The sequence below is a fragment of the Streptomyces sp. NPDC053427 genome (assembly GCF_044544985.1).
In the GTDB taxonomy this organism is placed as follows: Bacteria; Actinomycetota; Actinomycetes; order Streptomycetales; family Streptomycetaceae; genus Streptomyces.
In genome coordinates, this window is the sequence record NZ_JBITYA010000004.1 from 685763 (window position 1) to 711265 (window position 25503).

The following is a 25503-nucleotide window of genomic DNA, read 5'->3' on the forward strand; positions in this document are numbered from 1 at the left end:
CGGTCCGGCAGTCCTACCGCCGGTCCAGCAGCAGCACGGCCACGTCGTCCGTCAGCTCGCCGCCGTTGAGATCGCGTACCTCCCGCACGGAGGCGTCCAGCAGCTCCTCGCCGCGCAGGCCGGCCGCCATCTGGCGGCTGACCAGTTCGGTCATGCCGTCCTGGCCCAGGCGCTGGTTCCCCTCGCCGATCCGGCCCTCGATCAGGCCGTCGGTGTACATCATCAGGCTCCAGGAACCGCCCAGCTCGACCTGCCGGCGCGGCCAGCGGGCGTTGGGCAGCAGGCCGAGCGCCGGGCCGCCGAATTCGTACGGGAGCAGGCGCGGCGGCCGCCCCGCGCGGGCCAGCAGCGGCGCGGGGTGGCCGGCCAGGCACAGGCCCGCGCGGCGGCCGTCGGGGGAGATGTCGACGGTGCACAGGGTGGCGAAGATCTCGTCGTCGGAGCGCTCGTGCTCCAGCACCTTCTGGAGCGTGGAGAGCAGCTCGTCGCCGCACAGGCCGGCGAAGGTCAGCGCCCGCCAGGCGATGCGCAGTTCGACGCCGAGGGCGGCCTCGTCGGGGCCGTGGCCGCAGACGTCGCCGATCATGGCGTGAACGGTGCCGTCCGGGGTGCGGACGGTGTCGTAGAAGTCGCCGCCGAGCAGCGCGCGGCTGCGGCCGGGGCGGTAGCAGGCGGCGAACCGCAGATCGGAGCCGTCGAGGAGGGGGGTCGGCAGAAGGCCGCGTTCGAGGCGGGCGTTCTCCTGGGCGAGCATCCGCGACTCGGTCAGCTGGCGTTGGGCCAGGTCGGCACGTTTGCGTTCGACGGCGTAGCGCACGGCGCGGCTGAGCACGGCGCCGTCCAGCTCGTCGCGGAAGAGATAGTCCTGGGCCCCGACGCGTACCGCATCGGCGGCCCGCTCCGCGTCCGTCTCGGAGGTGAGCACCAGCACGGCCTGCGCGGGCGCCATCCGCAGCACCTCGCGCAGCGCGCCGAGCTCGTCACCGGGGCAGTCGGCGTCGGCCGCATCGCACTCGGTGTGCTCGGGCGGTGCCAGGTCGAGCAGGATGCAGTGCACATCGTCGGTGAGCAGCCGCTCGGCCTCGGTGAGGTTACGGGCGGTGCGCAGCCGGACCCGGCGGCCCGCCCAGTCCCACATGTCGGGGACGGGGCTGTTGGGGTCCTCGCCGATGAGGAGCAGGGTCAGGCCCTGGGGCAGTGCACCGTGACCCGAAGCCGGATCCTCGTCCAGCACCGGGACGCCGGTGTCCTGGAGGAAGGCATCGCCCGCCACCGGTGCGACGGCCTCCTGCGCGGCATCCGCGCAGGCGTCATCCACCGGTCCTGCCTGGTGTGGCAGCACGGCCGTCCGCTGGTGCGGCACGGGTACGGGCATTCCTCAGTTCCTTCCCTCCCCCCGAGGGTGCGGCGATGCGCCGAGCGACGCGCCACCGTGCCCTGGTCCGCACCGCTCTTCGGTCACATGAGCGAGGCGCTACCGGGCACTGAGAGGCGACCATAGCGCCATGTCCGAGCGGTATGGAATGGCCGACGGCATTCGGCCAATGTCATATTCGGCATCTCATCTGCGATGTGACGCGGGGAGGGAGGAAAGCGGAATGACGAATATCACCCCGCCTGACCGAATCCTGACCGTGTGCGGTTACCCGCCGCTATCCGGCCGATACCGATCAATCCGGTCATTCACCGAGTGGCCCAGGTCACGAGGCGGGGGGCCTATCGGCCATATGGCCGTCGACAGCGGTAAGGGCGTTCCCGTTCCCCCGGCCGCATCGACTTCTCCGACTTCCCTCGGCGCCTGTCCCGACTTCGCTCGGCTTATGCCGGCGTTTTCTGCCGCTCGCCGCCGCCGCTACCGGTCCGCCCCCCGGTCGGATTCGGCATCCGGCCGTACGACGCCCAGGATCGGCATCGAGCCCGCCCCGGTGATCGTCACCTGCCGGCCCGGCCGTGGGGCGTGCACGATCGCGCCGTCGCCGATGTACATCCCGACATGGCTGGCGTCCGAGAAGTAGATGATGAGGTCACCGGGCCGCATGTCCTTGATCGCTACCCGGTGCAGCTGCCGCCACTGCTCCTGTGAGGTCCGCGGAATCGTCGTGCCGCCGGCCTGCCATGCGCGCAGGGTCAGCCCGGAGCAGTCAAAAGTGTCCGGCCCTTCGGCGCCCCATACATAGTCCTTGCCGATCTGCTCCGTGGCGAACGAGATCGCCCTTTTGCCGAAGCGGGAGGCCTTGTTGCTGATCTCCTCGAGCACGCCGGAGTCGAGCCATTTCTGCTGCGTGAGGAACGCCCGCTCGTCCTCCAGCTTCTTCAGCCGGTCCTTTTCCTTGGCGGCCAGCCGGGATTCGAGCTTCTTCGCCGCCTCGATCTTTTTCTTGATATCCCGCCGCGCGCTTTCCTTCTTCTTACGGTTCGCCTCGAGCCGCTCCCAGCGGTCCGTCGCGGCCTGCGAATACCCCTCCAACTCGCCCTTGGTCCGGGACAGTTGAGTGATCACGCCCTTGGCGGCCTGCTGCGCCTTACGGACCAGGGTGGCGTCGTCGAGAAATGCACCGGAGTCGGCGCCCAACATCAGCTTGGCCTCGGAGGGCATTCCGCCGCCGCGGTACTGGGCACTGGCCAACGCGCCCGCCTGGCGCTTGAGGTCGGCCAGCCTTTGCTGGGTACGGTCGATGTTCCGGGCCAGCTTGACGATCTCTTTCTGCTGGAGCTCGACCTGTTCCTTGGCGCCGTTATAGGCGTCGGTGGCCTTCTCCGCCTTGCGATAGAGGTCGTCGATCTTCTTCCGTACGTCCTCGAGGTGTTTGAGGGACGCCTCGGCGGAATCCCGTCCGCGCTCCGCCCCCTGCTGCGCGTCCCGCTTCTCCCCCGGCTTGGGATCCGCGTACGCCGCGGTCGCCGTTCCGCCCAGCAGCCCCGTCGCGCACAGGACCACCGCCGTGCAGGCCACGACCCGGCCACCCCGCACAACGCCCCGGCCCCAGTTGCCCCGTACGTCCCGAACGCCCTGCCGTGCCCCCTGGCTCCCCACCAGCCACCTCCGGTCGTTCCGCACCGATTCGCGTGTTCATCTCCCGCGCGGATGCTGCCATACCTGCCGGTAATTCAACAGAGCGACGGGCCGTTCCGCGCCGACCCACGGCCGGCGGGACGCGGAAGCGGCACACCACAGAACGGAATGGGTCGATCCCTTTCCATTGCCCTCCCCGCACCGGACGGTCTCGCCGATAAAGCCCCCGCCGCGGGCGGAAAGCCCATTGCCGGTCGACGCGAAGCCCATGCGCCCGGCCGAGGAGAAACAGAAAACAAGGGGCGGGGGGAAATGCCGCCCACCGGAGGCATACGGGGCGGACGCCCCTGGCGGCCGGCGCCCGGCACGGCCCACCTCGCCGCCGCGGCACCACCGACCCCACCCCCGGCGAAGCCGCGGACCCCGGACCGCAGACCCCGATCCTCGGACCCCTGACCCCGGCCGTACGCCACCCCTGGACATCCGGCCCGCCCGGTGTGCCGCGATGGCGCAGGACGGCCCTATGCCGTAATGACCGAACGTTTTCGGACACACCCCGGCGCCCACCCCCATCTGATGGCCGAGGTTCACCTTGCGTTCACTCCCCTCCATCGGTCGCTTCACCTGATCTGCCTAATTTCGGCCCTACCGAGTGCGCGCCACGCCCACATGGCAAGCGCGACGCGGTGGACCGACGCTGGAAGTAGCGCTGGTCACCTCACCCTCATAGCTCCCCAGCACGCCGACGAAGCGGCGCGCCCCAGGAAGGAACTCTCGACAGTGAAGCTTCAGCGCAAGAACCGGGTTCGCGCCCTCGCCGTTGGCGCTCTCGCCGTCTCCGGTGCCCTGGCCCTGACGGCGTGCGGCTCCGACGACACCAGCGGCTCCAGCGGTGGTGGCGGTGCCGCCAAGGCCGCGAACATCAAGTGCGAGGGCAAGGGCAAGCTGCTCGCGTCCGGCTCCTCCGCGCAGAAGAACGCCATGGACGTCTGGGTCCAGAACTACGCCGGCGCCTGCAAGGGCACCGAGATCAACTACCAGCCCACCGGCTCCGGCGCGGGCGTCACCACCTTCCTCCAGGGCCAGACCGCCTTCGCGGGCTCCGACTCGGCGCTCAAGCCCGAGGAGATCGCCAAGTCGAAGAAGGTCTGCAAGGGCGGCCAGGCGATCGACCTCCCGATGGTCGGCGGCCCGATCGCGGTCGGCTACAACGTCCCCGGCGTCGACAACCTCGTCCTGGACGCGCCCACCCTGGCCAAGATCTTCGACTCGAAGATCACCAAGTGGAACGACGCGGCGATCAAGAAGCTGAACCCGGGCGCCAAGCTCCCGGACCTCAAGATCCAGGCGTTCCACCGCTCCGACGACTCGGGTACGACGGACAACTTCACCAAGTACCTCAAGGCCGCCGCCCCCGGCGACTGGAAGCACGAGCCCGCCAAGAAGTGGGAGGGCGAGGGCGGCCAGGCGGCCTCCGGCTCCTCCGGCGTCTCCTCGCAGGTCAAGCAGACCAGCGGCGCGATCTCGTACTTCGAGCTGTCCTACGCCACCTCCGGCAAGATCCCGACGGTCAAGCTGAACACCGGCGCCAAGACCCCGGTCGACGCCACCGTCGACAACGCCTCCAAGGCGATCTCCGAGGCCAAGCCGGCCGGCGAGGGCAACGACCTGGCCCTGAAGCTCAACTACACCACCAAGGCCGAGGGCGCGTACCCGATCACCCTGGTGACGTACGAGATCGCCTGCGACAAGGGCAACAAGGCCGACACCCTGCCCGCCACCAAGTCCTTCCTGACCTACGTCTCCAGCAAGGACGGCCAGAACGCCCTCAAGGCGCTCGGCTACGCCCCGCTGCCCACCGAGATCGCCGACAAGGTCCGCAAGACCGTCGCCACGCTCTCCTGACCCACCGGGCGGGGGGGGGGGGGCCCCCCCGGCCGCCCCCCCCCCCCCCGGCCCCCCCCCCCCCCCCCCCCCGCCCCCCCCCCCCCCCCCCCCCCCCCCCCCCCCGTCCGGTGCACCGCCGCGCCAGGAGCCGGAGGACCCTCTCCCACCGGCTCCGCAGACCGGAGAAATCATGGACTCAACAGCTACCCAAACCGATACGCCACCGCCGCCGGGGAACGACGCCGCCTCCATATCCGGCAAGTCGGTCCGCCCCGGTGACCGGATCTTCCTCGGGCTCTCCCGGGGCTCCGGTATCGCCCTCCTGGCGATCATGGCGGCCATCGCCGCCTTCCTCACCTACCGGTCCGTGCTCGCCATCTCCGGCGACAAGGCCAACTTCTTCACCACCCTCGACTGGAACGCCAGCGGCCTGGAGCCGAAGTTCGGCATCGCCGTCCTGGCCTTCGGCACGGTCGTCAGCTCCGTGATCGCGATGGTCATCGCGGTCCCGGTGGCGGTCGGCATCGCGCTGTTCATCTCGCACTACGCCCCGCGCAAGCTGGCCTCGCCGCTCGGCTACGTCATCGACCTGCTCGCCGCGGTGCCCAGCATCGTCTACGGCCTGTGGGGCGCGCTGTTCCTCGTACCGCATCTGAGCGGCCTCTACAGCTGGCTGGACGACTACCTCGGCTGGACCGGCATCTTCAGCTACTCCGACGGCGCCGCCCGCTCGCTGTTCACCGTCGGCATCCTGCTCGCGATCATGATCCTGCCGATCGTGACCAGCGTCAGCCGCGAGGTCTTCCTCCAGGCCCCGAGGATGCACGAGGAGGCCGCCCTCGCACTGGGCGCCACCCGCTGGGAAGTCATCCGGATGTCCGTACTCCCCTTCGGCCGCTCCGGCGTGATCAGCGCCTCCATGCTGGGCCTGGGCCGCGCGCTCGGCGAGACGATGGCCGTCGCCACGGTCCTCTCCCCCAGCTTCCTCATCAACACCAGCCTGCTGGACCCGGGCGGCGGCACGTTCGCCCAGAACATCGCCAGCAAGTTCAGCGAGGCCGATGAATTCGGCCAGGACGCCCTGATCGCCTCCGGCCTCGTCCTCTTCGTGATCACGCTGCTCGTCAACGGCGCGGCCCGCCTGATCATCGCCCGCCGCAAGGAGTACTCGGGAGCCGCCGCATGACCACCGTGACCGACCGCCGTCCGGTCGCCGACGGCTCCTCCCCGCTCCCCGTCTCCCTCAAGCAGGCCCGGCTGCCCCGCTGGACCCCGCCGGTCCTCGCGCTGGTCGCGGCCGGTGCGGGCTGTGGCATCGGCCTGGCCGCCGGACTGGACAGCACCGTCCAGTGGGGCCTGATCGCCGCCCTGCTCTTCGTCCTCGGTACGTACGTCCTGGCCGCGGCCGTCGAAGGCGGCCGGCAGGCCAAGGACCGGCTGGCCACCTGCCTGGTCTGGGTCGCCTTCCTGCTCGCCGTCATCCCGCTCGCCTCCCTCCTGTGGGAGACGGTCGCCCGCGGCATCAAGGTCCTGGACGTCTACTTCCTCTCCCACTCGATGGGCACCCTGCCGGACGCGCTGCCCGGCGGCGGTATCTACCACGCGATCATCGGCACCCTGGAGCAGGTGGGCCTGGCGACCCTGATCGCCGCGCCGATCGGCCTGCTCACCGCGATCTATCTCGTCGAGTACGGACGCGGCAAGCTCGCCAAGGTCGTCACCTTCTTCGTCGACGTGATGACCGGCATCCCGTCCATCGTGGCCGGCCTGTTCATCCTCTCCGTCTGGATCCTGATCCTCGGCTTCGGCCCGTCCGGCTTCGCCGGCGCGATGTCCCTGGCGATCCTGATGGTGCCGGTCGTCGTGCGCTCCACCGAGGAGATGCTCAAGCTCGTCCCGAACGAGCTGCGCGAGGCGTCCCTCGCCCTGGGCGTCCCCAAGTGGCGCACCATCCTCAAGGTCGTCCTCCCCACCTCCCTCGGCGGGATCACCACCGGCGTGATGCTTGCCATCGCCCGCATCACCGGTGAAACCGCCCCGGTGCTGCTCCTGGTGTGGGGCGCGAAGACGATCAACAACAACCCCTTCGAAGGCGCCCAGCAGTCGCTTCCGCTGTATGTGTTCCAGCAGTGGCAGCAGGGCTCCGATGCCTCCTACGACCGCGCTTGGGCCGCGGCGCTGGTGCTCATCGCCTTCGTCATGATCCTCAACCTGGTGGCCCGCGGCATCGCCCGCTGGAAGGCCCCCAAGTCCGGTCGCTGACGCGGCCAACCCAGCGACCAGACATACCCCCGCGAAAGAAGCAGTGATCCCCATGGCCAAGCGAATCGACGTCAGCGGCCTCTCCGCCTTCTACGGCAGCCACAAGGCCATCGACGACATCTCCATGACCGTCGAGCCGCGCTCGGTGACCGCCTTCATCGGCCCGTCCGGCTGCGGCAAGTCCACCTTCCTGCGCACCCTGAACCGCATGCACGAGGTCACCCCCGGCGGCCGCGTCGAGGGCAAGGTGATGCTGGACGACGAGAACCTCTACGGCTCCGGCGTCGACCCGGTCGCCGTCCGCCGCACCGTCGGCATGGTCTTCCAGCGCCCCAACCCGTTCCCCACGATGTCGATCTTCGACAATGTGGCGGCCGGCCTGCGGCTGAACGGCTCCTACAAGAAGTCCGAGCTCAAGGACATCGTCGAGAAGTCCCTCAAGGGCGCCAACCTCTGGAACGAGGTCAAGGACCGCCTGAACAAGCCCGGCTCGGGCCTGTCCGGCGGCCAGCAGCAGCGCCTGTGCATCGCCCGCGCGATCGCCGTGGAGCCGCAGGTCCTGCTCATGGACGAGCCCTGCTCCGCCCTCGACCCGATCTCCACCCTCGCCATCGAGGACCTGATCGGCCAGCTCAAGGAGCGCTTCACGATCGTCATCGTGACGCACAACATGCAGCAGGCCGCCCGCGTCTCGGACCGTACGGCCTTCTTCAACCTCGCGGCGGTCGGCAAGCCCGGCAAGCTGATCGAGATCGACGAGACCGAGCGGATCTTCTCCAACCCGTCGGTGCAGGCCACCGAGGACTACATCTCCGGCCGCTTCGGCTAGGACCGGATCCGGTCCCGGCCGACGCCCCCTGAGCGTCCTGCGGTGCTGCATGGCGGTGCCACCGCAAGACGAAGGGCCCGCCCCTCTTCCCGGGGGGCGGGCCCATTGCTTGTCCGCTGCCGTGCGCTACGCGAACGCCAGCTGGATGAGCCAGTACGCCAGCGCCGCGACACCCGCCGCCGCCGGCATGGTGATGAACCAGCCCATCACGATGTTCTTGGCCACGCCCCAGCGCACCGCGCGCGAGCCCTTGGTGGAGCCGACGCCCATGATCCCGGCCGTGATGACGTGGGTCGTGGAGATCGGCGCGTGGAACATGAAGGACGCGGTGTACATGACCGAGGCGGCCGTGGTCTCCGCGGCGAAGCCCTGCGGCGGGTCCAGCTCGATGATCCGGCGGCCGAGCGTACGCATGATCCGCCAGCCACCCGCGTACGTACCGAGCGAGAGGGTGATCGCACAGGCCAGCTTGACCCAGATCGGGATGGCGTCGTCGGCGTCCTCGACATCGGCGATGACCAGGGCCATCACCACGACACCCATGGTCTTCTGGGCGTCCTGCAGACCGTGGCCGAGCGCCATGCCCGCGGCCGAGACGGTCTGCGCTATGCGGAAGCCGCGCTTGGCCTTGTGCGGGTTGGACTTACGGAACAGCCACAGGATCGCGACCATCACCAGATAGCCCAGCACCAGGCCGATCACCGGCGAGATGAACATGGGCAGGACGACCTTCTCGATCACCCCGGACCAGATCACCGTCGTGCCACCGGCCAGCGCCGCGCCGACCATGCCGCCGAACAGCGCATGCGAGGACGACGACGGCAGGCCGAAGTACCAGGTGACGAGGTTCCAGACCACCGCGCCGAGCAGCGCCGCGAAGAGGATGCCCATCCCCTTGTTGCCCTGTGGCGTGGCGATCAGCCCCTCGCTGACCGTCTTGGCGACCCCGCTGCCCAGAAAAGCACCTGCGAGATTCATCACGGCGGCCATCGCGAGCGCCGCCCGCGGGGTCAGCGCCCGCGTCGAGACCGAGGTCGCGATCGCGTTCGCCGAGTCGTGGAAGCCGTTGGTGTACGTAAAACCGAGCGCGACCGCAATGGTCACGACAAGCGCGAAGGTATCCATGGCCGGGGCTCAGGATTCCTTTACCGCGATGGTCTCGACGGTGTTGGCGACGTGCTCGAAGGCGTCCGCCGCCTCCTCCAGGATGTCCACGATCTGCTTGAGCTTGAGCACCTCGATGGCGTCGTACTTGCCGTTGAAGAGGTGCGCGAGCAGCTTGCGGTGGATCTGGTCGGCCTGGTTCTCGAGGCGGTTGACCTCGATCCAGTACTCGGTGAGGTTGGACATCGTGCGCAGATTGGGCATCGCCTCGGCGGTCAGCTCCGCCGCCCGCGCCAGCACCTCGATCTGCTGGTCGATGCCCTTGGGCAGCTCCTCGACCTTGTACAGCACGACAAGATCGACGGCCTCCTCCATGAAGTCCATGATGTCGTCGAGCGACGAGGCGAGGTTGTAGATGTCCTCGCGGTCGAACGGCGTGATGAAGGAGGAGTTGAGCTGGTGGAAGATCGCGTGCGTCGCGTCGTCCCCGGCGTGCTCCGCCGCCCGCATCCGCTCGGCGATCTCTGCCCGCGCGGAGGCGTCCGCCCCGAGCAGTTCCATCAGGAGCTTGGAGCCCGTGACGATGTTGTCCGCGGAGGCGGCGAACATGTCGTAGAAGCTCGTCTCCCTGGGGGTCAGACGAAAGCGCACGTGAAATCCTCGGGGTGCATCGGATTCGGTCGAGTTGATGCTAGGCGCATCATCCAGCCACAGCTAACCGGCATTCCTTCAGTGTCGCCCATCGGGCACCATGCTCTGCACGGGGTACCGCCGGTGCCCGCAAAGTTCGGTACAATATACCCACCAGGGGTATACGGATCGCCTGTATACGGAACGTCGAGATACCACGGGAGACGGCCATGACGACCACGGACGCCGACACCAACGGCACCGCCGCAGCCGCCGCGGCCAACCCCGCCCCGCAGCCGAAAACCGACCCTGACACGGTGACCGACCACGATCGCGGCATCCACGGCTACGCCAAGCAGAAGGACGCCCACATCAAGCGCCTGCGCCGCATCGAGGGCCAGATCCGCGGCCTGCAGCGGATGCTAGAGGAAGACGTCTACTGCATCGACATACTCACCCAGGTCTCGGCGAGCACCAAGGGCCTGCAGTCCTTCGCCCTCCAGCTCCTCGAGGAGCACCTGCGGCATTGCGTCGCCGACGCCGCCGTCAAGGGCCCCGACGCCATCGACGCCAAGGTCCAGGAAGCGACCAAGGCCATCGAGCGGATGCTGCGCACCTGACGGTGGCCGGCAGGCCCTGGGAAAAGCGCCCCCTAGGCGCGTCTCGCCGGCGCGCCGGTGTCCGGTGCCCCCGGCCCCGTGGCATCCGGTGCCCCCGGCTCCGCGCCGTCAGCTTCCTCCCCGTCCACGTCCAGCACCTCGTCGATACGGTCCGGGCTGAGCCGATCCCCCGTGGCGGCCGCGGCCGCGATCATCAACTCACCAGTCAGGTCGATCTCGACAAGGGCTACGTGGTCCTGAACCGTCGGATGGCGGTGCGCAGCCACGTACCCCACCTCCTCCTTCGAGCGCCTTCCCACGCCTCTGGTGGTTACCGCCCAGCGTAGAGACGGCCGCACGCTCCGCGCATGGCACGGATGGACCATTTCCGCCATCCGGCAAACGCCCCGGGCAGATGCCGCCCCGCCCGGCCGTTCCCTTACGGCGTAGCGGAGGCGATCTTCCCTGCGTAGATGTCGCGCCCCTCCGGCAACCGCACCGCGGCCTTCCTGCCGAAGCCGGACAGCTCGGTGGTGGAGGTCACCGACGCCCCCTTGGGCGCACCATTGGCGAACTGGAACCGCTGGCGCACCTTGCGCAGCCGACCCGCACGATCCAGATAGGCGTCGAACGGCACCACCGCCGTGGTGAACCCTTTCTGCGCCGCGACCAGCGCCGGCCTGCTGCGCCCCGACGCCGCCCGCGCGGCCACCCCGATGTCCGTCGTGCCGCGATAGTGCCGCACCCTGACGCCCCCGAGCCGCTCGTCCCCCCGGTACGTCACCTCCCGCGCGCCCCGCAGCAGTTCGGCGGCGGCCAGCGGATCGGTCGCGCCGCCGGTGACCAGATTCCCGTCGTCCAGCGAGGCGGTCGCCACCCGCACCCACTTGTCGGCCGGCACCCCGGCCCCGCGATTCTTCATGAACAGCGCACCGGGCGCCAGGATCTCGGTGATCGGCTGATGCCCCTCGCCGGGCCGCCCCGCCGGGTCCGGCAGCAGCACCCGCAGCCGCCCGCTGTTCGCGCGGAAGTCATAGGCCCCGATGCCCCGGATGGCGACGCGGGTACCGCCGCTCGCGGTCTCCATCGCCGTACGGACCCTGGCGGAGCCGGCCCGGACCAGCACATCGGCGCTGCGCCGGACCTCGGAGGCGGCGGCCCGGCCGCGGGGCGCCTGGTCGTCGGCCGCCGCACCGTCGGGAGAACAGCCCGTCGCCAGCAGCCCAACGGCCAGACCCGTCCCGCACACCACGGCCATGGCGACCGCGCCGCCTCGTCTGTCCTGCACCACCATCGCGTACGAGCCCCCTCGGCCGCTGTGTTCGGGACGGCCTGTGCCGACCGCTCCGTTCAACGACCAATACCGGGGGCCCGTCACGCAGCCCCCCTGGAGGCGCGTAGCGTGTCCGGGTGCCCGACCCGACCCCGCACGCGACCTCCACCGCCGAAAGCGGTTCCTTCTGCTACGCCCGCTGCGACTGCGGCTGGCGGGGTCCGGCCCGCCGCGCACGCTCCCAGGCGCGTACGGACGCCGAGCGGCACAAGGCCGCCTCCGAAAGCGACGCGAACCGCTCCGCGGAATGACCCGGTCCACCACGGGAACCCCCAACGCCCGCACCGCATCTGGGTAATAAGGGAAGCGACAGCACCGAGCGGCAACGGACTTCACGGTCATAACGCAACACCGCGGGGCAACAAGCGCCGGACGGCACCGCCGAATTCCGGACACAGCGGCATGCATCCGTTATGCGCCGCCGTCCGGCGGCCCGCTTCCCCTACGCACCCCGTGTCCACCCGCCGGGCCATCGGCGGACGGGCCCGACCGAACACATCGAGGGGGACACATCCCAGTGAAGCGGCGCACACTCCTGCAGACGGGCGGCGGACTCGCGGCGACCTCGGTCGCCTGGGCCACCGGCTGCAACACCACAACGGGCAAGCCGGACGCGGCGTCCTCCGCCACGACAGCGGCGACCGGAGCCGGCGGCGCCCAGACGAACGCGGCCTCCGCCCCCGCAGCCGTCACCAAGAACCGGGCCACCGCGTCCTCCTGGACCGCCCTCGGCAAGAGCCTGGACGGCAAGCTGATACAGGCCTCCGACGCCGCGTACGCAACGGCCCGCCGCCTCTACAACACCCGCTACGACAGCCTCAAGCCCTCGGCCATCGCCTACGTCGCGCACCCGTCCGACATCGCCGCATGCCTGGCCTTCGCCCGCCGCTACGACGCCCCGGTCGCCATCCGCAGCGGCGGCCACTCCTACGCCGGCTGGTCCAGCGGCAACGGCAAGCTCATCATCGACGTCTCCGCCCTCTCCAAGGTCGGCGCGCCGTCCGGCGGCATCACCCGCATCGGCGCCGGCGCCAAGCTCATAGACGTCTACGAAGGCCTGGCCCCACACGGCGTGACGGTCCCCGGCGGCTCCTGCCCCACCGTCGGCATATCCGGCCTCACCCTCGGCGGCGGCCATGGCGTGGTCTCCCGCGCGTACGGCCTGACCTGCGACAGCCTCGTGGGCGCCACCGTCGTCACGGCCGACGGCAAGAAAATCGACTGCGACGCGTCCCACCACGCCGACCTCTTCTGGGCGCTGCGCGGCGCGGGCAACGGCAACTTCGGCGTGGTCACCGAGCTCCGCTTCCGTACGCATCCGGCGCCGCGCGCGGTGATGGCATACATGACCTGGCCATGGGCCAAGGCGGCGAAGGTCGTGGCGTCCTGGCAGAAGTGGGGCCCGACGCAGGCCGACGAGATATGGTCCGCCTGCCATCTCGACGCCCGCCCCGGCGGCACCCCCGCCGTCTCCGTCGCCGCCTTCTCCCTGGGCAGCTACCGCGACCTGCAGAACGCCGTCGACAAGCTCGCCGACCAGCCCGGCGGCCCCGGCCCCGCCACCACCGTCCGCCTCACCCCGACCGGCTACCTGGACGCGATGGAGTCCTACGCCGGCTGCTCCTCCAAAACCACCGCACAGTGCCATATGCCGGGCACCCTCCCCGGCCGCACCGGCGACGGCCAACTGGGCCGCGAGACCTACGCCGCCCGCTCCCACTTCTTCGACCGCGCGCTCTCCACGGCCGGCATCCAGACCCTGATGGCCCAGATAGAGAGCGGCGGCCGCAAGGGCGTCGCCGGCAATGTCGCCCTGACGGCACTGGGCGGCGCGATCAACCGCGTCGGCCGCACCGACACCGCCTTCGTCCACCGCGGATCCCGCTTCCTCGCCCAGTACTTGACGTCCTGGCCGTCCACCGGCTCGCCGGACTCCCGCACCGCATGGCTGAATTCCTTCCATGCCGCCATGCGCCGCCATTCCTCCGGCGCCGCCTACCAGAACTACACGGACCCGGCCCTGACCGACTGGAAGTCCGCCTACTACGGCCCGGCCGCCGACCGCCTCGCCAAGGTCAAGCAGAGCTACGACCCGCAGCGACTGTTCAGCACCTTCCCGCAGGCGCTCTGAGCCACGTACGGCGACGGCCCGGCCCCTCTGGCAGAGGGGCCGGGCCGTCTTCGTCTCTCCGGGTACGGCGCGTCAGGCCGCCAGATCCTTGTCGCGGTCACGGTCCCGGCGCCGCGTCGGCACCGCCGAGCCGGCAGACACCATCCGCTCGCCATCGGCGTCGAGCTCCGCACGGCCGCCCGCACCGGCAGCGGCCTGCGTCCGGCCGCCCGGCGCCCGCACCCACCATGCGATCCACCCGGCCCGCGACCGCCCGATCGCCGTCATCAGCGGCACCAGCAACGCCTGCGCGACCGGCGCGAGCAGCAGCGCCACGGCCGTCCCCAGCGCAAACCCGCCCACCACGTCCGTCGGGTAGTGCACCCCCATGTACACGCGGCAGAACCCCTCCGCCAGCGCCAGCACGATCCCGATCAGCCCGTACTTCCGGCTGGCGACGAACAGCCCGACGCCGACCGCCATCGTCAACGTCGCATGATCACTCACGAACGAGTAATCGCTCTTGCTCGGAATCAGCACTTCCAGCCCGGCGTGGTCCTTGAACGGCCGCGGCCGCTCCACGAACGCCCGGATCGGGATATTGGCCAGCAGCGCGATCCCGGCCGCCAGGGGCGCCCAGACGAACCCGGCGATGGCGGCGGGCGCATCGGGCTTGCGCCGGGCACCCCACCACGCGATCAGACACAGCACCGCGAGCGCGGCGATGATGCCGTACTCGCCGATGTACTCCATGGCCTTGTTGACCCAGTGGGGGGCACCCTTCGCAAGGCCGTTGATGCCGTCGAGCACGTCGACATCGGGGTTCGGCCCCTCCAGTGCGAGTCCAGCCATCTGCCGCGACCCCTTACCTTTCACGCGCGCGAGCGCCTGTGTGTGCTGCCGGCCCCCGTGATCGTCGAGCGTCTGCCGCGTTCCGTGCGTCCACCCGGATACGTCCATACGTCCCCACGCAAGGGAAACGTGGTGCCCCCCTCCGGCGTTCCACTCGCTACCGGATGATCACCAGGACGTTATCGAAGCTTGACTCATCACCGCAGTTCAGGGCCCGAATCCGGGCCCGCTCCGCCCTCCATCGTCACGCAGCACCGGACCGCGGCAGCGCTTTCGCGCCATCCGAGGTGACCCGGGTCGCCCCGATGTAATCCGGCGTATCGATCTTGTCGAACCGGATCACGGCCCCGGTGTACGGCGCATTGATCATGTAGCCACCGCCCACATAGATCCCCACGTGATGAATCGACCGGGGATCCTTCAAGTCGTACGCGAAGAACACCAGATCCCCCGGCAGCAGCTCCGCCCGCCCCGGATGCGGCCCGGCGTTCCACTGGTCATTGGCCACGCGCGGCAGCTCGATGCCCACCGAGTGGTACGCCGCCTGGGTCAGCCCGGAACAGTCGAACCGCCCGCCCTGCGCGGCCGTCCCCGTCCCGCCCCACAGGTACCTCGTCCCCAGCTTCTGCTGGGCGTAGTAAATGGCGGCCGCGGCCTGCTTGGACGACGCCACCGGCCCGGTCGGCGCCTCGAAGCTCTTCGCCAGCGTCGTGATCGTCTTCACATAGTTCTGCGTCTCGCGGTACGGCGGCACCCCGTCGTACTGGATCACCCGGTACGCCCCCGCGTTGTAGGCGGCGAGCATGTTGTGCGTGGCGTTCCCCGACGCCCCCTTCACATACTTCGCCAAGTCGCAGTCGTAGGAAGCCGCCGACGGAATCGCATCCTCCGGATCCCATACGTCCCGCTTCCCGTCCCCGTTCCCGTCCACCCCGTGCGTCTGCCACGTCCCCGGAATGAACTGCGCCATGCCCTGTGCGGCGGCGGGACTCTGCGCCCTGGGGTTCCATCCGCTCTCCTGGTAGAGCTGCGCCGCCAGCAGCGCAGGACTGATCGCCGGGCAGAGCGTCCCCCACTTCTGCACCAACGACTGATACGCAGCCGGCACCGCCCCCTTGGCCAGCCCGACCGCCCGCGCCCCGGCCCCCGCCAGCCCGGCCGCCGCCGAATACGTCCCCACCACCAACAACCCCACCAGGCAGAGCATCAGCCCCAGCCCGACCCCACCCGCAACCCAGAATTTCCGCACCCCACAACCCTCCCCCATCCGGGCCGGGTTCACGGGTTTTTTACGCACCTACGCGCGATTTACGGCCGCACGGGGGGCGCGGGGGCGCTCGGGTCGGGGCACACACAGGACGCGCCACGGAGCCGCCGGTCCCACGGCGAGCGGCCCTCGGACGGCGAACCCGCGGCCGCCACCGCCCCGTGCCCCCTCGCACCTACCACTGCTCCGCCGCCCACCAGGAGTTGCCGACCCCACTGGTCGCACCGGCATCGAGCCGACCACCGGTCGCGCACCCGTCGACGTCGATCCCGCGAAAACCGGAGAGCACCCCGGAGACGTCGGCCTCGCGGGCCGCTACGGATCTCGCTCATGCGGTGCGCCGGGCCACCGATCCCCTCGCCGTGCCACCGCGCGCGGCCGGCACGGCACCCTTCGGCAACCCGCCGGCCGTCCCGGCCCATGCCGCCCGGCCGCCGGCCGCTCCCCACCCGTTCGCCCGCTCCCCACCCGATGCGCGACACTTCCGAGGACACCGAAGACGGGACGCGCCCCATGGACCAGAACAACCCGAAGCAGATGAGCCGCCACCTGTGGTGGCGCGTCGGCTATTTCCTGTTCGCCATCCACCTCGTAGCGCTCGTCATGATCTTCGCCGTCTCCCACGCCCCGAAGTAGGCCCCCTCGCCCCGACGGGCTCCGGCGAGCCCCGCTCCCGTACGAGCCGCCGCGAACCTCACCACGCCGCCCAGCGGCCCGCCCAACGGCCGAAACCCACGCATGGCCCGCCCGGCCCACGCCCCCGGCCCCATAGAGTCGACCGGGACGCCTTCATGCTCGGCGTAAAGACCGGTGAGTTCGACCACTTCGCGGGGCTCCGAGACCGAACCGGACTGCGAGAGCGACCGGGCGCGACCGGTCGACCGCCGCCCCCGCGATGATCATTGCTCAGCGTTATCGACCGTGATACACACAGTGAGACTAATGGGCTCAGTGGACGGTGTGAGTGCCCACGCACACACCCCTCCCACCGGATCCTTCAAAGAAAGCCGCCAAGTCGACTTCTGACGGCGCCTTTGTCGGCGAAGATAGAGGCTGACTGTGCCGTCCGGGCGCAGGCACACAACTACCCATAAAGGGCGGTGAGTTCACACATGGCACACATGTCAAACATGTTCCTTGCGGCCGAAAAGGGCGACATCACCACCATCATCGGCGGAATCGCCCCGGACTGGGGGCCGTTCGGGAGCCTGGGCAACGAAGCCCGCGTGATGGTCGAAGTCGTCATGGCGATCGCGATCCTGCTGTGCCTCGGCATCGCCATCTGGGGCGCGGCCAAGCAGCGCATCGGCGCCACCGCGCTGCGCGACACCTTCAGCGCCGAACAGGGCAAGGGTCTGATCGTCGCCGGCCTGACCGGCGTCTTCATCATCGGATCACTGGGGACGCTCTTCACCATCGTCTACGGCATGGCGGTCTAGGGCCACAAGCCCCGCCCCTCCATAGCCTCCGCCCCCCACCGCACACCCCGGCACGCACCCGTCCCGGTGCCGCCCCCGTGCGCCCCCGCCCGCCACCTCTCCGCCGCCCGTGCCCCCACTTGCCCCCACTGGCCCCACCTCCCCTGTCGAGGCCACATGCTGACGCCCCCTCACCCCGGCTCGACACCCGCCCCTTCACGCCTGCGCCACCCCTGCCACCAGCGGGCCGATTGGGCGGGCCGTTGCGCGGGGACAGGTGCTTCCGGAGGGAAGAAGGCCACGACAGGCGCGGAACAGGCAATGGGCGTAAATGCCCCAGAGTCCCCCATTCGCCTCTGCCGCCCAGCATCTGAGGAATCGTCACCGTGAGATGTACTCGTACCACTTCGCCCGAGCCGCCGCCCACGCGGCTACGGTCATATGAGGGCGGCACAACAACAGCACGGACGGCGACGGCGGCAGAGGGGGCACAGGCGCGATGAGTCTCAGTGATGACGGCGGCTACGGCGGCGACCGCGGCCCCGAGACGGGCCAGACCCGCACAAGGCTTCCCGACAGCGGAGGCGACGGCTACGGCACGGGACGACGACCCCGAGCCAGCCTGTCCAGCCGCAACCTCGTCACGGGCGTCGGCGTGGTCGTCCTGCTGATCGCGGCCATCGCCTTCGCCAACCGCAGCGGCGACACCAGCAGCGACTCCCCCTCCGCCGACTCCCCCAAGAGCTCCGACACCCAGCCCACGGCCCCCACCGGCACCAAGCCCGTCACCGGCAAGAACGGCGACATCGCCACGGGCTTCGCCAAGACGGAACAGGGGGCGCAGTCGGCGGCGGCTAATTATGCGGTGGCGCTCGACAGCAGCGGTATGTACGACTCGGACCAGCGTGACGTCATCCTCGACACCGTATACGCCTCCTCCGTGGCCACAGCCCGCAAGGAGAGCCTGCGCAAGCTCTACACGGACCCAAAGTTCCTCGCCAGTGCCGGCCTCAAGGCGGACGGCAACGCACCTCGCGGTACGACGTTTGTGTCGCGGGCAAACCCGGTGGGCACCAAGACCACGCAGTTCAAGGGCGGTACCGCGAAGGTCGAGGTCTGGTACTCCCTCTTGTTCGGCATCGCGGGCCAGGGCTCCCAGAACCCGGTCTCGGAGAACTGGTACACGTCCACGATGCAGCTGCAGTGGTCGAATGGCGACTGGAAGGTCGCCAACATCAAGCAGAAGGCCGGGCCGGCTCCCATCGGGAGCGACCAGACCGCTGCGACGGCCGGCGAAATGTCCAAGGCCGTCCAAGGGTTCGGAGGCTTCACCTATGCGAGGTAACAACCGGCGCCGTGCCCTGGCCGTTGGCTCGGTGCTGGCCAGTCTGCAGGCGGCATTGGTGATCCTCTCGGCTCGCGCATTTGCGGCTCCCTCGCCCAAGCCGAGTGAAGGCGCCTGCGATCTGCTGACGGGCAAGGCCAAAGAGCTCTGCGAAGAGCGCAGCACGGGTGGCGGTGGCGGTGGTAGCGCCCCCGATCCGGGCGGAAGCCTCGACAACAACCCCCTCGACCCCCTCACCTCCCTCGCCAAGGGCTGCGCCAAAGCCGCCGCCTGGATCGTCACCAAGCTCTCCGAAGCCGTGAAGGCCACCTCCCAGGTCGACTTCACCAACGCCGCCTTCCTGCGCCAGTACGCGGTCGTCTTCGCCGCCTCCACCGTCCTCACCCTCGTCCTGTGGCTGCTCGCCGTCGCCAAGCGCGCCGTCCGCGGCGTACGGCTGACGGAGGCGATCAGCGAAGCGGTCGGCTTCCTCTGGCTGACGGTGCTCGCCTCCGCCTTCACCCCGCTCATCCTCTACACGGTCGTCTCGGCGACCGACGGCGTCACCGAGATCATCGCGAAGGGCACAGGCGCCCAGACCGACACCTTCTTCGGCGCGTTCTCGGCGGCGCTCACCAAGGGGACCGACATCGGCGGCGGCCCGATCATGCTGATCGTGGTGTCACTGGTCTCCGTCCTCGCCGCCGGTGTGCTCTGGCTGGAGCTGGTCATCCGCGCCGCGCTGCTGTACGTCGGCGCGCTGCTCGGCACCGTCGTCTACGCCGGGCTGGTCGACAAGAACATGTGGGCGCACGTCCGCCGCTGGGCCGGCATCATGATCGCGGTGATCATGGTGAAACCGGTCATCGTGATAGTGCTCGGCATCGCCGGCGCGCTCTCCTCCGACAAGGGCCCCAACGCCTTCTCCGCCGTCGTCTCCGGCCTCGCGATCATCCTCCTGGCCATCTTCGCCAGCGCCGTGATCTACCGCTTCGTCCCGGGCTTCGGCGACGAGATCGCCAATTCCCGCAACAACCGGCTCATGCAGGGCGCCGAGAACAAGGCGGCCGCCGTCATCAGCTCCCCCGCCGCCCTCGTCTCCCAGGGCATCAAGACGCACAGCACCCGCAAGTCCGGCGACGGCGGCAACCAGGGCGGGCAGTCCCCACAGGGCGGCCAGTCCCGGCCGGCCGACGCCGTGGCCGGCGGCGTCGCCGCGCACAGCACGCGCTCCGGTGGCGGCCGGGCCTCGACCCCCGCTCCCCGTACGAACAACCCCGGTCCGAGCACCAGCGCCCGCACTGGCAAGACAGCAGGAGGTGATGGGCGTTGAGCGCGCAGTCCCACCCGATCGCACCCCGGCGCACGTATCTGATCGGCCGCGCCCGGCCCAACGCGATCGTCGGCAAGAACCGCGAGACCGGCGAGATCGCACTGATCATCGCGGGCGCGTTCCTCGGCATGATGTGCGGCCTCCTGGTGCCCGTACTCCCGCTGCGGATCGTCACCCTCACCGGCTTCCCCATGCTCGGCCTCGCCGCCGTCTACGTCCCGTACAAGGGCCGCACGTTCTACAAGTGGTTCGAGATCAACCGCAGCTACCGCCGTACGGTCCGCAACAACGCCGCCTATCGCTCCGGCGCCGCCGAGGCAGGCACCCGCTTCGACGGGCGGGAGATCGAGATCGGCCCGCCGCCCGGCATCGGCCGGATCAACTGGCTGGCCGCCCCGTTCGGCCCCGACGAGATCGCCGTACTGCTGCACGCGGACCGCAGGACGGTGACGGCCGCCATCGAGATCGAGGGGCCGGGCGTCGGCCTGCGCGACAGCGAGGACCAGGAGGCCCTCGTCGACCGCTTCGGGACGCTGCTCAAGCACGTCGCCAACGGGGACGGCTTCGTCACCCGCCTGCAGATCCTGGCCCGTACACTGCCCGCCGACCCGGACGCGCACGCCAAGGACGTCGCCCAGCGCGGCGACAAGAGCTCCCCCCATTGGCTCCAGGAGTCCTACGACCAGCTCCAGTCGATGGTCTCCACCTCCTCCGAGCAGCACCGCGCCTACCTCGTCGCCTGCATGCACTACACCCGCGAACTGGCCACCGAGGCACACACCATGGCGCGCGCCGCCCGCACCACGCGCGGCGGTCTCTTCGGCAAGAAGCTGGACCGCGACGCCGGCCTCGCCGTCGTCATGGCCCGCGAGCTCACCGACATCTGCGCCCGCCTGGCGGAGGCGGACATCCGCGTACGCCAGCCCCTCGGCCAGGGCCGCCTCGCCTCCCTCGTGCACTCCATGTACGACCCGGACCACCCCATCGACCACATCCAGGCCATGAGCAAGCGCAACGCCTGGCCGGCCGAGCTGGACGCCACCGAGCCGACGTATCTCCAGGCCAAGACCCGCGAGTCGACGACCCGCGCGCCCTGGTGCCACTCCACCGCCTGGGTCAAGGAGTGGCCGCTGACCCCGGTAGGCGTCAACTTCCTCGCGCCCCTCCTGGTGCACACCCCGGACGTCATCCGTACGGTCGCCGTCTGCATGGACCTCGAGCCCACCGAGGTCGCCATCGAGCGGATGCTGACGGAGAAGACGAACGACGATGCCGAAGCCAGCCGCGCCGCCAAGATGAACCGCGTCGTCGACCCGCGCGATGTCGCCCACCACGGCCGCGTCGACCAGCGCGGCGAGGACCTGGCGTCCGGTGCCGCGGGCGTCAACCTCGTCGGCTACATCACCGTCTCCTCCCGCTCCCCCGAAGCACTCGCCCGCGACAAGCGCACCATCCGCGCCTCCGCCGGCAAGTCCTACCTCAAGCTGGAGTGGTGCGACCGCGAGCACCACCGGGCGTTCGTCAACACCCTGCCGTTCGCGACCGGGATCCGCCGCTAACGCCGCTAAGCCGCTGGGAGGCGCGTACGTCATGGCCATGCTCGACCCGCTCGGTGCCCTCACCGACGCATTCACCAGCTTCCTGTTCGGGAAGGTGGAGACGACACGGCTGCCCGTACGCACCTCCACCGGCCAGGCCCAGGCCGTCTACCTGCCCACGGCCGCCCCAGGGCTCGGCGACTCCGGCGTGATCATCGGCCGCGAGGTCTACAGCGGCAAGGGCTATATCTACGACCCCTTCCAGCTGTACGGACAGCAGCTCCCGGCCCCCCACTGGCTGGTCCTCGGCGAATCCGGCAACGGCAAGTCCGCCTTGGAGAAGACGTACGTCCTGCGCCAGCTGCGCTTCCGCGACCGGCAAGTCGTCGTCCTCGACGCCCAGGGCGAGGACGGCGTCGGCGAATGGAACCTCATCGCCCAGGAGCTGGGAATAACACCCATCCGCCTGGACCCCACCGCCGCCCTCAACGGCGGCATCCGCCTCAACCCCCTCGACCCCTCCATCACCACCACCGGCCAGCTCGCCCTGCTCCGCACGATCATCGAGGTCGCGATGGGGCACGGCCTGGACGAACGCTCCGGCTTCGCCCTCAAGGTGGCGCACGCGGCCGTACTCAACGACTTCGGCCCCACGGACACCACCGAAGGCAGTCAGGGCAACAAGACCCCCACCAACCGCCAGCCCGTCCTGACCGACATCGTCGAGCAACTGCGCCACCCACAGGCGGAATCCGCCGAGGCCATGAACGTCGATATAGACGATGTACGGGCCTGGGGCCTGGACGTGGCGCTGGTCCTGGACCGCCTCGTCGACGGCGACCTGCGCGGCATGTTCGACGGCCCGACGAGCGCGGGCATCGACCTGGACTCGCCGCTGATCGTCTTCGACCTCTCCCATATCGACCGCAACTCCATCGCCATGCCCATCCTGATGGCGATCGTCGGCGTATGGCTGGAGCACACCTGGATCCGTCCCGACCGGAAGAAACGCATCTTCCTGGTCGAGGAGGCCTGGCACATCATCAACTCCCCCTTCGTCGCCCAGCTCTTCCAGCGTCTGCTCAAGTTCGGCCGACGGCTCGGCCTGTCCTTCGTAGCCGTCGTCCACCACCTCAGCGACGTGGTCGACGGCGCGGCCGCCAAGGAGGCCGCGGCAATCCTCAAGATGGCCTCGACCCGCACCGTCTACGCCCAGAAAGCCGACGAGGCACGCGCCACCGGCCAAGTCCTGGGCCTGCCCCGCTGGGCCGTCGAGATCATCCCGACCCTCACCCCCGGCATCGCGGTCTGGGATGTCAACGGCAACGTCCAGGTCGTCAAACACCTCATCACCGAGGCCGAGCGCCCGCTCGTCTACACCGACCGGGCGATGACCGAGGCCTCCGTGATGCCCACGGACGAGGCACGCGCCCTCGAAGCGGCGGCGGACGCCGAGGCCGAAGCACGCGCCGAAGCCTTGGCGATGGAACGGCAGTGGAGAGACGAGTCGAGCGAGACGGTGGCGTGACACGCGGATACGAGCCGGAGCGAGGCCACGGCAGATACAGCAGGCGGGACGACCACGACGGCAGGAACGCTCGCGACCGCGAGCGCGGCGTCCCCGACGCCCTGCTCATAGGGCTGCTCCTCTTCCTTCTCGGCCTGACGCTGCTGGTCTGGACGGCAACCGGCCTGGCCGGCCTGCTGGCCCACGGATCCTGGCCACACGGCGTCAGCTACCCCGGCACCCCCATCGCCCTGCGCCACCTCGTCGCCGCCCCGCACGACCTCGCCGCAGCCTGGCCCCACACCCCCAAGGGCCAGCTCTCCGGTTACGGCCTGTTCTGGGGCATCCTCATCGGCGAACTGATGGTGCTGCTCGTCCTGACGATCTTCACGCTCGGAACGGTCACCCGCTATCGCGCCGTACGCGCCGCACGCCGCCAAGCCACCCGCGCGTCGTCCAGCAGCGATCCGGCGGCGGCCGAGCCCCAATTCCAGGCCGCAACAACCGCCCCCTGCACCCACGACACGGCACTTTCCCCCGCACCTGAACCACCCCCCGCTTCCCTCCAGAAGCCCCCCGCCGCGGCCGGCCTCACCACCCCACCCGCCAACGACCTTCACCCCGCCCAACGCCCGACACCCGCACCCAATTCCCCTATCGCCACCAAACCGCTCGAATCACCCGAACAGGTGAACGCAACCGCCCTGGCCACGCCGCCCGAAGTCATTAACCCCACCACCGCACCAGCACCAGCGACCGCGAGCCCGTCCTCACCGCCCCTCCCCCACCTCCACTTCGGCACCGACCGCACCGCCGCACGCACCACCGCGGCCGCCGCCATCACCTCCGCCGAGGGCCCGCTGATCGTCGCCACCACCGACCCCGCCCTCTGGACCGAGACCAAGGACGCCCGCGCCAAACTCGGCCCCCTGCTGACCTACGACCCCACCCACCGCCTCGACACCCCGGCCCGGCTGCGCTGGTCACCCACCGCCGGCTGCGAGGACATCACGACCGCCACCACCCGCGCCGCCGCCCTCCTGGCCCCCGTGCGCCCCACGAGCACCCTGGACTCGGCCGTCGCAGACGCCGCCCAGACCCTGCTGCGCTGCTGGCTGCACGCCGCCGCCGTGGACGGTCGTCCGTTCCGCCAACTACACCGCTGGGCCCACGCCACAGGCGCCGCACAGGAACCCGTACGCATCCTGCGCACCAGCCCCAAGGCATCCGCCGGCCAAGCCGGCGAGCTGGAGTCCGTCCTCACTGCACACGCCGAACGCCGCGAAATGGCCAAGGAATTGATCGGCCGCGCGCTGGCCACCCTCTCCTCCATCCACATCCGCGACGCCTGCAATCCTCCCCGAGCGGATTCGCTCATTCTCGAATCATTCGTCGATGAGGGGGGAACGCTCTACGTGGTAGGCGAACCCATCGAGGACCCGCGTACCAACCCGGGTGCGATGCCCCTGCTCACCGCACTCCTCTCGCACGTGGTCGAGCACGGCCGCCGCATGGCCGAACGGTCATCTGACGGTCGGCTCGACCCACCACTCACCCTGGTCCTGGACGACATCGCTGCGCTCGCCCCGCTGCCGACGCTCCCCGACCTCCTCGAGTCCGGCCACACGCGCGGCCTGCTGACCCTGGCCACCATGCGCTCCCAGGAACAGGCCCAGGCACGCTGGCCACTCCGCCCCTTGCAGGCCTGACCCGAAACAGCCACCGCCCCTTATCGGACTGGCCGAACAGGAGCACCGGCTGGCCCGCCGCATTCACCCTCACGGTCCTCGCCGGCCTTCTCCTGCTGGCCTCCCTCGGCCGCGCGGCCCGTACGATCCAGCCGCTCCCCAGCGCCCGCCCCGGCCTCCTCCGCTGGACCCTCGGTGTCTACGGCATCGGCACAGCCGGCGGCACCGCCCTGATAGCCGCCTCCTGGCAAGAGATCCCCCCAACCTCCCCGGCCCCGTACTCCTGCTCAGGACTCCCCTACGCATGCGCCGCCGCGCTCTTCCTCCCCACAAGCCCATCCGCCTGGCCGCCCCGACTATCGCGACCGCCCTTCTGACTCTCACCTGGCATGCCAACCATTAACCGGCCACAACGCAAAAAAGCCTCATTCCCCGAGTGAAAACTCGGGGAATGAGGCTTTTTCAAAATTTGTTCGGCGGCGTCCTACTCTCCCACAGGGTCCCCCCTGCAGTACCATCGGCGCTGAAAGGCTTAGCTTCCGGGTTCGAAATGTAACCGGGCGTTTCCCTAACGCAATGACCACCGAAACACTATGAAGTTAACCAACCGGAGCACAGCTCAAACGGTCGTTACTTCAGAACCTACACAGTGGACGCGAGCAACTGAGGACAAGCCCTCGGCCTATTAGTACCAGTCAACTCCACCCGTTACCGGGCTTCCATATCTGGCCTATCAACCCAGTCGTCTACTGGGAGCCTTAACCCCTCAAAGGGGGTGGGAGTACTCATCTCGAAGCAGGCTTCCCGCT

Annotated in this window: 22 protein-coding genes and 2 rRNA genes; 14 read left to right on the plus strand and 10 right to left on the minus strand. The window is 69.7% G+C overall.

Annotation, left to right across the window (positions count from 1 at the left end):
• Nucleotides 1-13 precede the first annotated feature (13 nt).
• Nucleotides 14-1375: a PP2C family protein-serine/threonine phosphatase gene (locus ACIGWZ_RS14860; protein ID WP_400064366.1), complete on the minus strand. Its 1362-nt coding sequence runs from the start codon at nt 1373-1375 to the stop codon at nt 14-16.
• 477 nt (nt 1376-1852) lie between these two features.
• On the minus strand, nt 1853-2953 hold the full coding sequence (locus ACIGWZ_RS14865) for an NlpC/P60 family protein (protein WP_400064367.1): 1101 nt from the start codon (nt 2951-2953) through the stop codon (nt 1853-1855).
• A gap of 840 nt (nt 2954-3793) precedes the next feature.
• On the opposite strand from ACIGWZ_RS14865, the gene pstS reads away from it, so the two are divergent.
• The 4 genes from pstS to pstB all read left to right on the plus strand — a co-directional run bounded on the left by pstS (nt 3794) and on the right by pstB (nt 7991).
• On the plus strand, nt 3794-4918 hold the full coding sequence (gene pstS / locus ACIGWZ_RS14870; protein WP_400064369.1) for a phosphate ABC transporter substrate-binding protein PstS: 1125 nt from the start codon (nt 3794-3796) through the stop codon (nt 4916-4918).
• A gap of 172 nt (nt 4919-5090) precedes the next feature.
• Nucleotides 5091-6086: a phosphate ABC transporter permease subunit PstC gene (gene pstC, locus ACIGWZ_RS14875; protein ID WP_400064371.1), complete on the plus strand. Its 996-nt coding sequence runs from the start codon at nt 5091-5093 to the stop codon at nt 6084-6086.
• Entirely contained in the window at nt 6083-7162 is a 1080-nt protein-coding gene (gene pstA, locus ACIGWZ_RS14880) for a phosphate ABC transporter permease PstA (RefSeq protein ID WP_400064372.1), read from the plus strand. Before pstC ends, pstA begins: the two co-directional genes overlap by 4 nt.
• A gap of 52 nt (nt 7163-7214) precedes the next feature.
• Nucleotides 7215-7991, plus strand: coding sequence for a phosphate ABC transporter ATP-binding protein PstB (gene pstB / locus ACIGWZ_RS14885; protein WP_400064373.1), 777 nt, complete (start codon nt 7215-7217; stop codon nt 7989-7991).
• Nucleotides 7992-8117: 126 nt separating this feature from the next.
• Here pstB and ACIGWZ_RS14890 read toward each other — a convergent pair whose 3' ends face one another.
• Together ACIGWZ_RS14890 and ACIGWZ_RS14895 are read right to left on the minus strand one after the other, a co-directional pair.
• Entirely contained in the window at nt 8118-9116 is a 999-nt protein-coding gene (locus ACIGWZ_RS14890; protein ID WP_400064375.1) for an anion permease, read from the minus strand.
• Between the two features lie 9 nt (nt 9117-9125).
• Entirely contained in the window at nt 9126-9746 is a 621-nt protein-coding gene (locus ACIGWZ_RS14895; protein WP_129246676.1) for a DUF47 domain-containing protein, read from the minus strand.
• Nucleotides 9747-9955: 209 nt separating this feature from the next.
• Here ACIGWZ_RS14895 and ACIGWZ_RS14900 point away from each other — a divergent pair, with 209 nt between their 5' ends.
• Nucleotides 9956-10345: a metal-sensitive transcriptional regulator gene (locus tag ACIGWZ_RS14900; RefSeq protein ID WP_400064378.1), complete on the plus strand. Its 390-nt coding sequence runs from the start codon at nt 9956-9958 to the stop codon at nt 10343-10345.
• A gap of 32 nt (nt 10346-10377) precedes the next feature.
• On the opposite strand, the gene ACIGWZ_RS14905 is transcribed toward ACIGWZ_RS14900, so the two are convergent.
• Both ACIGWZ_RS14905 and ACIGWZ_RS14910 read right to left on the minus strand, forming a co-directional pair.
• Nucleotides 10378-10620, minus strand: coding sequence for a hypothetical protein (locus ACIGWZ_RS14905; RefSeq protein ID WP_400064380.1), 243 nt, complete (start codon nt 10618-10620; stop codon nt 10378-10380).
• A 143-nt stretch (nt 10621-10763) separates the two neighbouring features.
• Nucleotides 10764-11618 (minus strand): hypothetical protein, encoded by an 855-nt coding sequence (locus ACIGWZ_RS14910; protein WP_400064382.1) that lies wholly within the window; start codon nt 11616-11618, stop codon nt 10764-10766.
• Between the two features lie 116 nt (nt 11619-11734).
• Between ACIGWZ_RS14910 and ACIGWZ_RS14915 the strand changes: the two genes are divergently transcribed.
• Both ACIGWZ_RS14915 and ACIGWZ_RS14920 read left to right on the plus strand, forming a co-directional pair.
• Complete coding sequence (locus ACIGWZ_RS14915) at nt 11735-11908, plus strand: hypothetical protein (protein ID WP_400064384.1); 174 nt, start codon at nt 11735-11737, stop codon at nt 11906-11908.
• Nucleotides 11909-12174: 266 nt separating this feature from the next.
• Complete coding sequence (locus tag ACIGWZ_RS14920; RefSeq protein ID WP_400064386.1) at nt 12175-13788, plus strand: FAD-binding oxidoreductase; 1614 nt, start codon at nt 12175-12177, stop codon at nt 13786-13788.
• 72 nt (nt 13789-13860) lie between these two features.
• Here the strand turns inward: ACIGWZ_RS14920 and ACIGWZ_RS14925 are convergent, their stop codons facing one another.
• On the minus strand, nt 13861-14619 hold the full coding sequence (locus tag ACIGWZ_RS14925; protein WP_400064475.1) for a phosphatase PAP2 family protein: 759 nt from the start codon (nt 14617-14619) through the stop codon (nt 13861-13863).
• Nucleotides 14620-14863: 244 nt separating this feature from the next.
• A complete protein-coding gene (locus tag ACIGWZ_RS14930; protein ID WP_400064388.1) occupies nt 14864-15868 on the minus strand; it encodes an NlpC/P60 family protein in 1005 nt (334 codons plus the stop codon).
• A 489-nt stretch (nt 15869-16357) separates the two neighbouring features.
• Here ACIGWZ_RS14930 and ACIGWZ_RS14935 point away from each other — a divergent pair, with 489 nt between their 5' ends.
• The 7 genes from ACIGWZ_RS14935 (at nt 16358) to ACIGWZ_RS14965 (ending at nt 24715) form a co-directional block, all read left to right on the plus strand.
• Nucleotides 16358-16522 carry a hypothetical protein gene (locus tag ACIGWZ_RS14935; RefSeq protein WP_400064389.1) on the plus strand — a complete coding sequence of 55 codons (165 nt, stop codon included), beginning with the start codon at nt 16358-16360 and terminating at the stop codon, nt 16520-16522.
• A 494-nt stretch (nt 16523-17016) separates the two neighbouring features.
• Nucleotides 17017-17325: a hypothetical protein gene (locus ACIGWZ_RS14940; protein WP_400064477.1), complete on the plus strand. Its 309-nt coding sequence runs from the start codon at nt 17017-17019 to the stop codon at nt 17323-17325.
• Between the two features lie 478 nt (nt 17326-17803).
• Entirely contained in the window at nt 17804-18649 is an 846-nt protein-coding gene (locus tag ACIGWZ_RS14945; RefSeq protein WP_400064391.1) for a hypothetical protein, read from the plus strand.
• On the plus strand, nt 18639-19961 hold the full coding sequence (locus ACIGWZ_RS14950) for a hypothetical protein (protein WP_400064393.1): 1323 nt from the start codon (nt 18639-18641) through the stop codon (nt 19959-19961). The genes ACIGWZ_RS14945 and ACIGWZ_RS14950 overlap by 11 nt, the downstream gene beginning before the upstream one ends.
• Nucleotides 19958-21520 carry an SCO6880 family protein gene (locus ACIGWZ_RS14955; RefSeq protein WP_400064394.1) on the plus strand — a complete coding sequence of 521 codons (1563 nt, stop codon included), beginning with the start codon at nt 19958-19960 and terminating at the stop codon, nt 21518-21520. The genes ACIGWZ_RS14950 and ACIGWZ_RS14955 overlap by 4 nt, the downstream gene beginning before the upstream one ends.
• 37 nt (nt 21521-21557) lie before the next feature.
• The gene (locus ACIGWZ_RS14960; RefSeq protein ID WP_400064479.1) at nt 21558-23027 is read left to right on the plus strand and encodes an ATP/GTP-binding protein; all 1470 of its coding nucleotides are present in this window, start codon (nt 21558-21560) and stop codon (nt 23025-23027) included.
• The gene (locus ACIGWZ_RS14965) at nt 23024-24715 is read left to right on the plus strand and encodes a type IV secretory system conjugative DNA transfer family protein (RefSeq protein ID WP_400064396.1); all 1692 of its coding nucleotides are present in this window, start codon (nt 23024-23026) and stop codon (nt 24713-24715) included. The genes ACIGWZ_RS14960 and ACIGWZ_RS14965 overlap by 4 nt, the downstream gene beginning before the upstream one ends.
• Nucleotides 24716-25165: 450 nt before the next feature.
• Here ACIGWZ_RS14965 and rrf read toward each other — a convergent pair.
• Both rrf and ACIGWZ_RS14975 read right to left on the minus strand, forming a co-directional pair.
• Nucleotides 25166-25282, minus strand: a 5S ribosomal RNA gene (rrf, locus tag ACIGWZ_RS14970).
• A gap of 77 nt (nt 25283-25359) precedes the next feature.
• A 23S ribosomal RNA gene (locus tag ACIGWZ_RS14975) occupies nt 25360-25503 on the minus strand; the annotation flags it as partial.

Excerpts from the sequence above, each read along its gene's own strand:
- ACIGWZ_RS14860 (WP_400064366.1), bottom strand. The coding sequence starts at position 1,375 with ATGCCCGTACCCGTGCCGCACCAGCGGACGGCCGTGCTGCCACACCAG.
- pstC (WP_400064371.1), top strand. The coding sequence starts at position 5,091 with ATGGACTCAACAGCTACCCAAACCGATACGCCACCGCCGCCGGGGAAC.
- pstA (WP_400064372.1), top strand. The coding sequence starts at position 6,083 with ATGACCACCGTGACCGACCGCCGTCCGGTCGCCGACGGCTCCTCCCCG.
- pstB (WP_400064373.1), top strand. The coding sequence starts at position 7,215 with ATGGCCAAGCGAATCGACGTCAGCGGCCTCTCCGCCTTCTACGGCAGC.
- ACIGWZ_RS14890 (WP_400064375.1), bottom strand. The coding sequence starts at position 9,116 with ATGGATACCTTCGCGCTTGTCGTGACCATTGCGGTCGCGCTCGGTTTT.
- ACIGWZ_RS14900 (WP_400064378.1), top strand. The coding sequence starts at position 9,956 with ATGACGACCACGGACGCCGACACCAACGGCACCGCCGCAGCCGCCGCG.
- ACIGWZ_RS14910 (WP_400064382.1), bottom strand. The coding sequence starts at position 11,618 with ATGGTGGTGCAGGACAGACGAGGCGGCGCGGTCGCCATGGCCGTGGTG.
- ACIGWZ_RS14925 (WP_400064475.1), bottom strand. The coding sequence starts at position 14,619 with ATGGCTGGACTCGCACTGGAGGGGCCGAACCCCGATGTCGACGTGCTC.
- ACIGWZ_RS14935 (WP_400064389.1), top strand. The coding sequence starts at position 16,358 with ATGCGCGACACTTCCGAGGACACCGAAGACGGGACGCGCCCCATGGAC.
- ACIGWZ_RS14940 (WP_400064477.1), top strand. The coding sequence starts at position 17,017 with ATGTTCCTTGCGGCCGAAAAGGGCGACATCACCACCATCATCGGCGGA.
- ACIGWZ_RS14945 (WP_400064391.1), top strand. The coding sequence starts at position 17,804 with ATGAGTCTCAGTGATGACGGCGGCTACGGCGGCGACCGCGGCCCCGAG.
- ACIGWZ_RS14950 (WP_400064393.1), top strand. The coding sequence starts at position 18,639 with ATGCGAGGTAACAACCGGCGCCGTGCCCTGGCCGTTGGCTCGGTGCTG.
- ACIGWZ_RS14960 (WP_400064479.1), top strand. The coding sequence starts at position 21,558 with ATGCTCGACCCGCTCGGTGCCCTCACCGACGCATTCACCAGCTTCCTG.